The sequence below is a fragment of the Polynucleobacter sp. AP-Feld-500C-C5 genome, assembly GCF_018882265.1.
Lineage (GTDB): Bacteria > Pseudomonadota > Gammaproteobacteria > Burkholderiales > Burkholderiaceae > Polynucleobacter.
Genome location: NZ_JACVOW010000026.1, coordinates 101687 through 114731, shown reverse-complemented (window position 1 = coordinate 114731; position 13045 = coordinate 101687). Strand labels below are relative to the sequence as shown.

At 44.4% G+C, this 13045-nt stretch carries 13 protein-coding genes and 1 tRNA gene; 4 read left to right on the top strand and 10 right to left on the bottom strand.

Features of this window, described 5'->3' with window-relative positions; genetic code table 11:
- Positions 1–114: 114 nt before the first annotated feature.
- Together ICN21_RS11035 and ICN21_RS11030 are read right to left on the bottom strand one after the other, a co-directional pair.
- Complete coding sequence (locus tag ICN21_RS11035; RefSeq protein WP_216178464.1) at positions 115–300, bottom strand: hypothetical protein; 186 nt, start codon at positions 298–300, stop codon at positions 115–117.
- Between the two features lie 156 nt (positions 301–456).
- Positions 457–2070 (bottom strand): Hsp70 family protein, encoded by a 1614-nt coding sequence (locus tag ICN21_RS11030; RefSeq protein ID WP_216178463.1) that lies wholly within the window; start codon positions 2068–2070, stop codon positions 457–459.
- Between the two features lie 159 nt (positions 2071–2229).
- On the opposite strand from ICN21_RS11030, the gene ICN21_RS11025 reads away from it, so the two are divergent.
- Positions 2230–3371 (top strand): IS3 family transposase gene (locus tag ICN21_RS11025; protein ID WP_216178462.1). Its coding sequence is split into 2 segments (ribosomal slippage): positions 2230–2497 and positions 2497–3371, totalling 1143 coding nucleotides; the frame shifts between segments, so codons are not numbered across the junction.
- Positions 3372–3420: 49 nt separating this feature from the next.
- Here ICN21_RS11025 and ICN21_RS11020 read toward each other — a convergent pair.
- From ICN21_RS11020 to ICN21_RS11000, 5 genes are all read right to left on the bottom strand, one after another.
- Complete coding sequence (locus ICN21_RS11020) at positions 3421–4443, bottom strand: DUF2779 domain-containing protein (protein WP_216178461.1); 1023 nt, start codon at positions 4441–4443, stop codon at positions 3421–3423.
- 5 nt (positions 4444–4448) lie between these two features.
- Positions 4449–4994, bottom strand: coding sequence for an HD domain-containing protein (locus ICN21_RS11015; RefSeq protein ID WP_216178469.1), 546 nt, complete (start codon positions 4992–4994; stop codon positions 4449–4451).
- A 108-nt stretch (positions 4995–5102) separates the two neighbouring features.
- A complete protein-coding gene (locus tag ICN21_RS11010) occupies positions 5103–6248 on the bottom strand; it encodes a hypothetical protein (RefSeq protein ID WP_216178460.1) in 1146 nt (381 codons plus the stop codon).
- Between the two features lie 116 nt (positions 6249–6364).
- On the bottom strand, positions 6365–6604 hold the full coding sequence (locus ICN21_RS11005; RefSeq protein WP_216178459.1) for a hypothetical protein: 240 nt from the start codon (positions 6602–6604) through the stop codon (positions 6365–6367).
- 136 nt (positions 6605–6740) lie between these two features.
- Positions 6741–6830, bottom strand: a tRNA-Ser gene (locus ICN21_RS11000).
- 137 nt (positions 6831–6967) lie between these two features.
- Between ICN21_RS11000 and ICN21_RS10995 the strand changes: the two genes are divergently transcribed.
- Positions 6968–7213, top strand: coding sequence for an AbrB/MazE/SpoVT family DNA-binding domain-containing protein (locus ICN21_RS10995; RefSeq protein WP_216124054.1), 246 nt, complete (start codon positions 6968–6970; stop codon positions 7211–7213).
- Positions 7213–7635, top strand: coding sequence for a type II toxin-antitoxin system VapC family toxin (locus tag ICN21_RS10990; protein WP_216124052.1), 423 nt, complete (start codon positions 7213–7215; stop codon positions 7633–7635). The genes ICN21_RS10995 and ICN21_RS10990 overlap by 1 nt, the downstream gene beginning before the upstream one ends.
- Here ICN21_RS10990 and serS read toward each other — a convergent pair.
- From serS to ICN21_RS10975, 3 genes are read right to left on the bottom strand one after another with little or no spacing between them, the layout of a single operon-like run.
- Complete coding sequence (gene serS / locus ICN21_RS10985; protein ID WP_216178458.1) at positions 7632–8942, bottom strand: serine--tRNA ligase; 1311 nt, start codon at positions 8940–8942, stop codon at positions 7632–7634. The two genes, ICN21_RS10990 and serS, sit on opposite strands and share 4 nt — an antisense overlap.
- Positions 8943–8982: 40 nt before the next feature.
- Positions 8983–9678, bottom strand: a complete 696-nt coding sequence (locus tag ICN21_RS10980) for an outer membrane lipoprotein carrier protein LolA (RefSeq protein WP_216178457.1) — start codon at positions 9676–9678, stop codon at positions 8983–8985.
- A 9-nt stretch (positions 9679–9687) separates the two neighbouring features.
- Complete coding sequence (locus ICN21_RS10975; protein WP_216178455.1) at positions 9688–11991, bottom strand: DNA translocase FtsK; 2304 nt, start codon at positions 11989–11991, stop codon at positions 9688–9690.
- 39 nt (positions 11992–12030) lie between these two features.
- Here ICN21_RS10975 and trxB point away from each other — a divergent pair, with 39 nt between their 5' ends.
- Positions 12031–12987: a thioredoxin-disulfide reductase gene (gene trxB / locus ICN21_RS10970; protein ID WP_216124041.1), complete on the top strand. Its 957-nt coding sequence runs from the start codon at positions 12031–12033 to the stop codon at positions 12985–12987.
- The last annotated feature ends 58 nt before the right edge of the window (positions 12988–13045 follow it).

Sequence of the window (13045 nt, the reverse complement as noted above, 5' to 3'; positions counted from 1 at the left end):
GACGCAATAAGGTGACGATTTGCTCGGGTTTAAGACGTTGGCCTTTTGCCATATTTAGCACTCCTTTAAGGTGAAGATTATCAAAAATCCTCTCTTTTGGAGTGGTACTAAAAATCAGGTCAGTTCACTTGTCGCCCCTGAATAACCATTTATTAAGTAATTTGAATAAAAGAATTTAAGGGAACTTTCTTTAACATAGGCACTACAAAAATCAATTTGAGACACCTCAAACGAGGCAGCATCAACAAGCCAATGTTGCGCCTGCGAGGTGCTAAGTATTTTTGTATCTTCTAAGTTCATATATTCATTTTATATATATTGCCTATAACTTAATGAGAATTTATAAAGTATTTAAATAGCTCATTATTTGAGCCCATAATAGTATGCAAGTGCTTAGTATGAAAATAGCAAAAGATTTAAGGCTAGAACTGAAGCTTAATTTAGATACGCAATACTCTATCTGCGTAACTCCTTAAAATTACCATTAAGCGAATTGCCACATGTACATAATGGATCATTCGAAGCCTTTCCACATGCAGCACATGGCTCGTAATACAGCCTTTCTTCGACCTGAAAGTCTGGAGGATATGCCCTAGTGTCAAAATATCCCGGATCAAACTTGTATAACACCTCTCCAGGGACAAACTTTTTATCTTCAAAATTTGCAATATTTGAGCGCATGGCAATAGAGCCGGGATCACTCTTGCCACCCTCAATTTCAATCAAATTTGATGATTGATCTCCGTGCCAAAAATCCTTATCTGGATCTAAAGACAAGGCAAACTCTAAATCATGAACTTCAACTACACCAATACCTTTAAGATTCAATGATCTACCGGTTGCCTTGAGAATTAAATTCTCATCAATTAAAAGTTCTAGTTCAAGGCGCTCTCTAAATGGGGCAGCCTTTTTATCCACCGGGACAACTACATTACCCAGAACCCTTCTGATGTCGCCAGTAAAAACATTTGGACCAGGTTTATCTCTAGGGCAAAGAATTTGAAATTTTCCATGCCCATCCGTAGGATCAACACAATATAGTTTAAATTCCGTCTTGCTAACCTGTCCCTCTATAGGCATTTTTGTTCCGGCCTGTAAAAGAGTTAGGTATGAATTTCTTGCGAGTAGTAATTCAAGATTTTTTGCCAAATGTAACCTTGCTCCATCATTAGCAACCCAGGCAGCTCCGATAGATATAAGTGATGAAGAGTCTTTGCTGATATGAACTCTTCGCGGACCAAATAATTCGTGTAGCCGTGCGCGTACGATAGGTACATTAGACATTCCGCCAGTTGCCAAGCACAGAGAGATTGAGGCGGTAGAGTAGCCGGAGTTCTCTAAAATATTATTAACGCGCACTAATGCTTTATCAATAAGCAAGGTAATAATTTTTTCAAGCTTATCTCGTGTCAAAGTAAACTCAAGATCTGGGTCGCTTACATTTGATCCAGCATAGAAATTTGGAACGTATATAACTGCTTCATCAGCATTACTTAAAGCAATTTTAGCTTTTTCACAGCTTTGCAATAGTCTTGCGACAGCATTTGCGCTTGGGATGAAACTATCAAGATTTAAATCCTTAGGCTTGGTATTCTGCTCGACAAAGTTTCTAATTTCGCTATCAAAAATGTCGCCCCCAACCTCTTCTGTTCCATCGTTAGCTATTTGAACAAGTAAACCATCAATTAATTTGCATAAAGTCAAATCTAAAGTTCCGCCACCCCAATCAAATACCAAAATAAGCTGGCGATCATAGGCTCTCAATTCCGACTCCATGCTATCGCTTGATTTAAAAAATCCATAAAGAGCGGCTAGTGGCTCATGAACAAATTGAACAATGCTCACGCCTGCAGCCCTGAATGCATCACGAAGAAGTGCCCTTCTTTCGCCAATCATATTGACTGGGATAGTTACAACCGCCTTATCAATTTTCTCTAAGGCCTCCCTATTAGTACTTAAGGCCCTCTCGCATACATACTTAACAATGTGGGTAACAATATCAACTGGGTTTCTTTGGACGCCTCCAACAGTAAGGGCTTCGCGCCCAAGATAAGTTTTAGGAGATTTCACTACATCACCATGCACCCCCATCCCAACTTCTGATAATTGCTTCTTCGCTTCGGACCCTACAACTATCTTGTCCCCTTCATATGTGAACTGACCTGATTTTTAGTACCACTCCAAAAGAGAGGATTTTTGATAATCTCTCACCTTAAAGGAGTGCTAAATATGGCAAAAGGTCAACGTCTTAAACCCGAGCAAATCGTCACCTTATTGCGTCAAATCGATGTTTTAACCACCAATGGCAAAACCCTAGCTCAGGCTTGTAAAGAGGTGGGCACAGTAGAGCAAAGCTACTATCGTTGGCGCAAGATTTATGGCGGTATGAAAGTCGATCAGGCTCGTAAGTACAAAGATCTGGAAGTGGAAAATACCCGCTTAAAGAAGCTCGTAGCGGACTTATCGCTACGAGAGGTGATGCTCAAGGAAGTTATTAAGGGAAACTTCTAAGCCCTGCTAAACGCAAAACAGCTGCTCAGGTGTTGCTGCAGAAATACTCAACATCAGAGCGCTTAGCTTGTGAATTAGTAGGGCTCTCCAGAGCAGCGTATCGCTATATGCCACTGCCTAAAGATGATGAAGAGCCCCTACGAGCTGAGGTCATCCGGATGGCCAGCACCTATGGCAGATATGGTTATCGATTGATTGCTGGGATGATGCGTAATAGCGGCTGGGGACAAGCGACTACTGCAAGGGTTGCTCGCATCTGGCGGCAAGAGGGTCTAAAGATCCCACAAAAGCAAGCTCCTAGGGGCAGACTCTGGTTTAACGATGGCAGTTGTATGAGGCTGCGAGCGACCCACCCCAATCATGTGTGGAGTTATGACTTTGTCTTTATCAGAGATGCTTATGGTGGCAAGATCCGCATGCTCACCCTGATTGATGAATACACTAGAAAGTGTTTAACGATCCACTGCGCCAGAAGGATTGGATCGATCCAAGTGATTGAGCAACTGGCGAACGCCATGATTGACAACGGTATCCCAGAGTACATCCGCAGTGATAATGACCCAGAATTTATTGCTAAAGACCTGCGTAGTTGGTTATCTGGCATTGGTGTCAAAACCGCCTACATTGAACCAGGGAGCCCTTGGGAAAATGGCTTTTGTGAAAGCTTTAACGGCACTTTTAGGGACAACCTTTTAGATGGGGAGATCTTTTATAGCCTAAAAGAGGCCCAGATCATCGTGGGGGAGTGGGTTAAACATTACAACCATGTCAGGCCCCATAGCGCTTTAGGTTACAGACCTCCAGCACCCCAAACCCAAGTACCCCAATTAATCCAGAATCAACCCATGTTGCTGCAATGATTTACTATAGAAATACTCTCTTTGGTAGTGGACCTAAATTGACAGCAGTTCAGTCATTTCCCGAAAGATCTAAAAATTCTTTATGAGTCATTGATCCATCGGACTGCTCAATATGGCATGACCACTGAAACGGGAGTTGCATATAGGGGCGTGTGCCCGTCCAGATCGGTACTGCAAAACCAATAGTCTCAAAATCAAGGTAATAGCGTGGGTATGGCAAGGCCTGTATTTGTGAAATTGCCTCTGGCTCCAAGATAGCATTCCCACTCAGGGTTGCCGCATGAACCTTAAGATGTTTTGGATTACTTAAGCGATCCGCAGGCACTTCACGTAAATCTTTGTAGCCATCACCCCTTAATTCCGAAGCGATAGCTTTGCCGTAAGGCAAAATTTCTACTGGATACTCCACGCCCTCTTCAGGCGGAGAGCAATAGTCAATAAAGTCACAGGTAAAAGGATCTGTACATTGCTCACCAGGCGCAATCGCAGGCTCAACTGGGGAAGCTAAGGTTTTTTCGGCGGCATCAACCCAAGATTGCACCTGAGACATATTCGGCTTTACCTGGTTTGATAAATCAGCCTCAGTAAATAAACCTTCGTAATTTCCATCGCCTTGATAGATAAATTTATTGTTGATATAAGCTAGGGTCATGCTCGTTGGAGAACAACCTGACTTCTCCATGACCCAACTTTGAACTGTTACATCATCAACATGGTAGCTTTTCACGCCAGTAGAGGATTTAACCTCTACTAGACGATATCCATCTTTTTCAGGGAAGAGTAGATCTGCGCGAATCATGACATTCTCTTCAAAGAAGGCGCCTTCGAAGATTGTTTGGCGTTTCGTTACAGCCTCTTTAGTTTGGGCGATAGCCTCTGCTCGATTAAGAGTCTCTATGAAAACTCCGCCTGGATAATTCTGGCGAGCGATATCTCCAACTTTGTTGCCCTCATCAAATCTAACCTGGGTTGCTGCGCTAATTTCGATGAGCTCAGGCCGATTTATTTGCAGCCATAAGAGTTTAGGGCACTGGCGGTGAGTAATGATCTTGGACTTGCTCAGACTTGCCATAAGATTTACTTACCTAGCTCAGATTGATACTCGGCCCTGCCTTTTTCAAGTAAAGCATCAAATACTTTCTCTAACTTGGAGTTCGACCCTCTAATTCCAGCAACCACAGCTGCTGCCCATTCAAAGTATTCCTGCTTCCTTTTGGTATCCCAACCACTTGGGGGTGAAGCCAAAATATCTCGAAGATTGCAAATCTTGTCGGCAAGCTTGACTAACTTAGCCTCATGAGATGAATGAGGTGCATGTGCAATTTGCTGCAGTTTGCGCTCTGCTTTAGGTAGCGACTTATCATCAGTAACCTCCAATACGATTGAGGCTACATTCTTTCCGAATGATTTAGTTAACTCTTCTGCTGTAGTTTCAGTATCTTCAATAGTGTCATGTAATAAGGCGGCACATAAGACATCCCAATTCAGAACCCCGCCCTCGTTGACGAGAACATCGACTAGTGAAATTGGGTGATTGATATAAGGCGATGCCTCAACATCCTTGCGACGTTGATCTCGATGCTTGGTTGCAGAAAACGCAAGTGCAGTGACAAATTGATTAATCATGATTCTTTCATTCTATAAGACGAATGAAATACTCCTAGAGATGAATTTAAGGGGCCTGTAAATAGAGAGTGCCATAGCAAAGGCTCACGGTCTGAGCCTTGCATCCTATTTCAAATGAAAACGTTCTATCCAGCGCCCCACTCTCTTAATAGACATATTGCGTGGATCAGTTGAGTTCACCTGATGAATGGCCCAAGCTCGCCATTTGCTGTAGCCAGGGATCTCTTTGCTCGCAGTTTTAACCTTTTTATCCAGGGCGCCAATTAATTCCTGAATTTTTTCAGCCCTTCTAATGTCCTTTAAGGCTTGACTCATTAATCTCAAACGATTTTCAATTATTCGATCAGCCTCCTGCTTGCGGCGAAGTGTAGCCTTAGCCTTTCTTTCTGCAATATTCGCAATTGCTTCATTTTTCTTATCAACTTGACGTTGATACAACCATTCGATATTACTTCTCTTACGCTCCTCAATATCCATCAATAGCTCAATAGCGAGGTCTCTTAGGATCTCCGGAGTGATATCTACATATTCTCGATAGTCTTTGTTCTCCGACATTCGATCTTGGTCGCTTGTCCAACTAAAGCCGTAAGCCTTTCCGGGGGAACTCTTTCTGCGATAAAAGTGATTGCCATCATCAAAGCAAACGAATCTAAAGTAGTGGTAACTACCATCCATGTCGACGCTCATAGATTGCGTTCTAGGGCCGTGAACTTTTACCCTGAATCCCAGCTTCTCGAAGTAAGTAAAGAAACTATTAAGTGCTGACAACAGTCTTAGCCCTGCAGGATGTTGATACCTAGGCTTATAAAAGCAGTATTTTTCTTTTGCGATATCGGCGTCGTAGCCCAATAATCTCTCAGTAATTGGATGGGGCTTGCTAATGCTTTTGGGAATAGGGATTAAGGGAACGAGGGCCTCAATCCTCAACCTCACCTCATCAATCGTTTCATCGAATTTTGGAGGAGGTGGCAACTCCATTTGAGCCAACTCATCATCCGTTTTCTCTGGTTCGTCGAAATAACCATAGCGACTACGAGAACCCCCGCCTATATGGAGAAATTGAGATTGGAATGGATACAACGTTGGTAACTCAGTCTTAATGACTTTCTTGCCATTTGCCAACTTTGCCCAATATCCGAGGCCAGGCGTGGGCACTTTTGCTGCTTTACAGATCTTTCTTAAGCCAACATCAGATAACTCAAATTCTGCCGCAAGCTGCGTCATTGGCTTTGACCATACTAGATCATACATTTCCTGCCTGGTTAGCGTTCTGGGTGTCATATTCGCCTTTCAATCTGAAATCAAAACTTGGAATTGATATTCAAATTGTAGGAATATGGTGTTCTTAGAACAACCCTAAAGCTAGATCAATCTTCGTTAAAGCGCTCACGCGTCCAAAGTGCCCTGCCCTCGACCTTACCGGTGCAGATCTTTGTTTTTTTATGTGACTGCTCTGATTGGACTGCCTCTGCAAAGGCTTTTTCTTGGGCCTCTTCCTCGGCCTTCATTTTTGCTAGTTCTGAGGCTGGTATGACCTCTTTACTCTCAATCATCTGCTTGAGGGTTTTCATGCCCTTAATTTTCCCTACAAATTCAAGATCGTCCATAGTGATATCTTATCTAGAGACAACGTTGCCTAGCTAGAAATTTAAAAGTAAGCAATGTTTCACTGGTGGGTAGGCTGGTGGGTAGTAGCAGCCAAGAAATACAGAACCTTATAAATAATGGCTTTCAGGTCGATACTGGCGGAGAGGGAGGGATTCGAACCCTCGGTACCTTTGACAGTACGCCTGATTTCGAGTCAGGTACATTCGACCACTCTGCCACCTCTCCGAACCGAAGGGCAATTATAGCTATCGTCTAATAAAGTCACTTGCTCAATGTTGGGTATTGCAAATTATTTGCATGGATAAATTAATTACGTTACTATGGATATACATTAATGTATATCCATAGTAAGGAGAAATAGCATGAATATTCAAATTTCAAAGTGGGGCAACAGTCTTGCAATGCGTATTCCGGCATCACTCATCAAACAAATTCACCTTAAGGAAGGTGACAAAGTTGAGGCAACCCTATCAAAGGATGGCTCCTTAATAATTAGGCCGCAGAAATTGGATCGCAAAGCAATTGCAGCGCAACTAAGAGCGTTCAGGGCTACACTGAAAATGGGCAAATCTGTAATGGATGAAGTTCGTTCTGAGGCACGCTACTAATGATTTATGTTGATACAAGTATTTTTGTAGCCCTATGTACAACAGAATCAAAGAGCGATGCCGTTGACAAATGGCATGAAAATAGTTCAGCAAGAATGATTTCTTCAACCTGGACATTTGCCGAATTCGCCAGCGCACTTAGCCTTAAAGTCAGAACAAATCAAATAACAGAGAAGCAAAGTCGCGAAGCCTGGAAAAAATTTGACGACCTCTGTCAAAATGATATTGAGCTATTGCCCATTGAGACTAAAACGTATTATTCCGCTGGAATATTGGTTGTTGATAGCAAGTCAAGCCTTAGGGCTGGTGACTCACTTCATTTGGCCGCCGCGAAACAATTCAAATCCAAATCTTTAGCAACACTTGATAAGGTTTTAGCAAAAAATGCTGATAGAGTAAAAATTAAAGCTGTATTAATTTAATTCGGCTTTAATACCGCTAAACCACCCAAATAGGGTTGTAATGCTTTTGGAATCGCAATGCTGCCGTCCACCTGTTGCTTGTTTTCAATTAACGCGACCAATGTCCTGCCCACTGCAAGTCCAGAACCATTTAATGTATGTAGGAGTTCTGGCTTGCCTTGCCCCTCCTTAAATCTAGCCTGCATCCGTCTTGCTTGGAAGTCACCCATGCTGGAGCAAGAACTAATTTCTCTGTATGCCTTTTGTGAAGGCACCCATACCTCTAAGTCGTAAGTCTTAGTGCTACCGAATCCCATATCACCAGTACAGAGCAATACCTTTCTGTATGGCAATCCGAGCAACTCTAAAATCTTCTCAGCATGACCAGTTAAATCTTCGAGGGCTTGCATGGAGTTTTCTGGTTTAGTGATTTGCACTAACTCGACTTTGTCAAACTGATGTTGACGAATCATCCCGCGGACATCACGACCATAACTACCGGCTTCAGAGCGAAAGCATGGGGTATGAGCAACAAACTTTAGGGGGAGATTATCGGCACTAACGATCTCATCTCTTACTAAATTAGTTACCGGAACTTCCGCCGTTGGAATGAGGTAGAAGTTTTCCGTTTTTGACTCTCCGTTACCATCCTCCCCACCCATTTGACGAGGAACCTTGAAGAGGTCTTCTTCAAACTTCGGTAATTGGCCAGTACCACGCATTGAGGCAGCGTTCACCATATAAGGTGCATAGACTTCTTGGTAACCATGATTACTTGCATGGGTATCGATCATGAATTGCGCTAAGGCACGATGTAATCTTGCAATCGGCCCTTTGAGAACCACAAAGCGAGAACCGCTAATCTTGGCAGCTGCTTCAAAATCCAATCCTAATGGACCACCAAGGTCTACGTGATCTTTGATCTCAAAATCAAATATAGGTTCTGTACCCCACCGCTTGATTTCTTTATTTTCAGTTTCGTCTTTACCTATTGGCACAGAATCATCTGGCAGATTGGGAATACCCATCAAGAAATCAGAAATCTCGACTTGTAGCGTACTTAATCTGGATGCGCCGGCTTCCATATCAGTATTTACTTGAGCAACTTCAGCCATCTCAGCAGAGGCATCCTCGCCTTTGCCTTTCTTCATGCCGATCGCTTTAGATAACTGATTGCGTTTGGCTTGTAATTCTTCAGTGCTGGTTTGTAAAGACTTACGCTCAGACTCAAGGGTGTTGAACCTCTCAACATCTAGCTGGAATTTACGAGTAGCTAAACGCGCTGCAACAGCAGCGATATCTTTGCGGAGTAATTGCGGATCAATCATTTAATGCTCTATAGATTAGGTGTGCTTGTTTATTTAGACTCTAGTTTAAGCGTAAGACTTCAGCTCCTGCAGGAGGCGTGAAATTAAAGCGGTTGGCAGGCAAATGAACATTGAGTTGGATTTTATCGAGGGTGACTAAGACCACACTTCCCAGGCCATCCATTAACTCCAGCGCTTTAGGTAGTCCATTGACCATACCAATCGAGATCTTGGTATATGGCAGGTCACCTTGTTTCTTGGCATTGGGGTCACTTTTAGGAACTAAGGCGACCCATTTCATTCCTAAGCGCTCTTCTCCCTCGATCAATTCAAAATGTTGATCTAATGAGTTTTCACCAAACAAAATAGCTGCTGGTGTTGATGCCAACGCTTGTCCTGCTGGATGAAAAGTGGCTTGATTTAAATCCCTATCCCATAAGATGAGTTGATTGCCATTTGCAATCAGTTTTTGCTCATATGGTTTTTGGGTATCCCACACAAAACGACCCGGGCGCTGAAAGACAAAATGGCCTTGCGTCTGACGCACGACTTTAAGGCCTTTGTCTTGCGGCTCATTCGCTTTCGGCGCACGGAGCTGCTGTTGCACAAAATCACCTTCTGCCGTTTTGGAGTTACGCACAAACTGGCGCAATTGGTCTGAGCCACTCTCACTTTGCGAGATCGCCATACCTGAAAAAAGAATCGTCGCAATACCGATGGAGATTTGCATCGCTAATGCTGATAAGAATCTTTGCAAAATCAAACCTTACTCGGAGGAACGATGCAAAATCTCGCGATTGCCGCCATTGCCCATCCTGGATACAAGACCGGCTTTTTCCATATCTTCTAAGAGGCGAGCTGCACGGTTGTAGCCAATACGCAGATGACGTTGCACTAATGAGATGGATGGGCGTTTGTTTTCTAGAACAATCGCGACTGCTTGGTCGTACAGTGGATCAGACTCACCACCGCTCTCACCTGTTAAGGCATCGATATTGGATTCATCTGCGCCTTCGAGTACACCATCAATGTAGTTAGCTTCGCCTTTCTCTTTAAGCCATTCCACCACACGATGTACTTCATCATCTGATACGAATGCGCCATGTACCCGAACCGGCAGGCCAGTACCTGGGGCCATATACAGCATGTCACCCATACCGAGAAGTGCCTCAGCACCCTGCTGATCCAAAATCGTGCGGCTATCGATCTTGCTGCTGACTTGAAAAGAGATACGGGTTGGCACGTTCGCTTTAATTAAGCCAGTAATCACATCTACGCTAGGGCGCTGTGTTGCCAATACCAAGTGAATCCCTGCAGCACGCGCTTTTTGCGCAATACGGGCAATGAGTTCTTCAATCTTCTTGCCAGAGACCATCATCAAGTCAGCTAACTCATCAATCACGATCACGATAACTGGTGCCTTGTAGATTGGCTCTGGATCTTCTGGCGTCAAGCTAAAAGGATTAGTGAGCTTCTCACCCTTTTCTTCTGCTTCCAGAATCTTCTTATTAAAGCCAGCTAAGTTACGTACGCCAAACTTACTCATGAGCTTGTAACGACGCTCCATCTCGTTTACCGCCCAGTTCAATGCGTTGTGCGCTTGTTTCATATCAGTCACTACTGGGCAAAGCAGATGCGGGATCTTGTCGTACATTGCCATCTCAAGCATCTTTGGATCAATCATGATCAGCCGCACTTCGTCAGGCTTTGCCTTAAAGAGCAGCGAAAGAATCATGGCATTGATACCAACCGACTTACCAGCACCCGTTGTACCCGCTACCAAACAGTGCGGCATCTTCGCCAAGTCAGCCACCATAGGACTGCCTGAAATATCCTTACCTAAAGCGAGAGTCAATAAAGAATGATTGTCGTTATATACCTGTGAAGTCAGAATCTCAGACAAGTAAACCGATTGGCGCCTTGGGTTTGGCAACTCCAAAGCCATACACGTTTTACCTGGAATGGTTTCTACTACACGCATACTGACAACACCCAGTGAGCGTGCTAAGTCACGGGAAAGATTAACAATCTGACTACCCTTCACACCGATCGCCGGATCAATCTCGTAACGCGTTACTACGGGACCAGGGTAAGCGGCAATCACGGTAACCTGAACATTGAACTCAGCTAACTTCCGCTCAATTAAACGCGACGTAAATTCCAAGACATCAGCGGAGATGGTTTCTTTTACTTCAGGAACTGGATCTAGCAATGCCAGTGGTGGCAATTCAGAATCAGGGATATCAACGAATAGTGGTTGTTGTTTTTCACGCTCTACACGAGCGCTCTTTGCGATCTCTATGGGTGCACGCACAATCTGTACTGGTGCTGCCACTTCAACGCGCCCCCGAATTTCTTCCACAAACTCTTCCCGCTCTTCAGCAGCAGCTTCACCTAGCTTACGATCTTCCTCACTATCGCGACGCTCGCGTATGCGATGAAAAGATACTTCCAAGATTCGCCCTACTTTTTCAGCAATATCTAGCCAAGAGAAATGCAGGAATAAAGATAGGCCTGCACAAAGTCCAAATAGAAGTACTAAGGTTGCACCTGTAAAACCCAAGGACATTTGCAAAGGGTCGCCGATTAACTCTCCCAAAATACCACCAGGAGGTCTAGGAAGCTGCCAGGACAGAGTATGCAAACGAATAGACTCCAGCCCCATACTGCACGCCAAAGTTAAGCCAAAGCCCAACCAACGCATTAAGAGAGAGTCGGGTTTAGCTTCTGGATCTGGGGGCAAAGGGATACTCCAAAGCTCCCTCCAGCCATTTAGAACCCGGCGCCCGAATAGCACAACCCACCAAAAAGCAGAAATCCCAAAGATGTAGAGCATCAAATCCGCTAAATAAGCCCCAAAACGGCCACCTAGGTTCTTGGGAGCCTGAAAACTGGCATGTGACCAGGCTGGGTCAGCCTTGGAATAGGTAATCAAAATGGCAAATAGTCCAAGGCATAAGCCTAGGGAAATAAACCAACGGGCCTCCAGGAGCAGGCGGGGCATCCGATCTGGCCCGCCTTTTTCTGGGGACTGGGGCAATTGGGATTTCGGGTATACGGTTCTCGCCATGTTCTACCGATTGTAAACAAGCAAACCTATAATTTGGGTATGACTACAAATACCCCAAAACACTCAAAAGTTCTCATCCTCGGATCTGGTCCTGCCGGCTATACCGCTGCAGTCTATGCCGCCCGAGCCAATTTACAGCCTACCCTCATTACTGGCTTGGCTCAAGGGGGTCAATTAATGACCACCACTGACGTTGAAAACTGGCCCGCCGACCCAGAAGGCGTGCAAGGCCCAGAGCTCATGGACCGCTTTTTGAAGCATGCGGAGCATTTCAATACCGAGATCATTTTTGACCACATTCATACAGCGGCTCTCAAAGAGAAGCCCATTCGCTTAGTGGGTGACTCTGGAACTTATACCTGTGATGCTTTGATTATTAGCACCGGTGCTTCCGCTCAATACATTGGCCTTCCAAGTGAAGAAGCATTTATGGGGCGCGGCGTATCTGGTTGTGCAACTTGCGATGGTTTTTTCTATCGTAATCAAGATGTATGCGTGGTAGGTGGTGGCAATACTGCCGTGGAAGAAGCGCTCTATCTCACAGGTATTGCCAAAAAAGTGACCGTGATTCACCGTCGCGATAAATTCCGTGCCGAACCTATTTTGAATGATCGCTTGATGGCCAAAGTTGCCGAAGGCAAGGTAGAGCTGAAATTGAATGCCACACTAGATGAAGTGCTTGGTGATGAAAAAGGTGTGACTGGTGTGCGCATCAAGAAACAAGATGGCGGCACGGAAGATATCGCCGTTACTGGTGCATTTATCGCGATTGGTCACAAACCCAACACGGAACTCTTTATTGATCAGTTAGAGATGAATAATGGTTATATCAAAACTCACTCAGGATTGGAGGGCAATGCGACAGCTACCAATATTCCTGGTGTGTTTGCTGCTGGTGATGTTCAAGACCACATCTACCGTCAAGCGATTACTAGTGCCGGCACCGGTTGTATGGCCGCTCTAGATGCGCAACGTTACTTAGAAACTTTAGATTAGTTTTTAGAGGCTGAATAATAAAAAACGCCTAGCATTGCTAGGCGTTTTTTCTTTGATG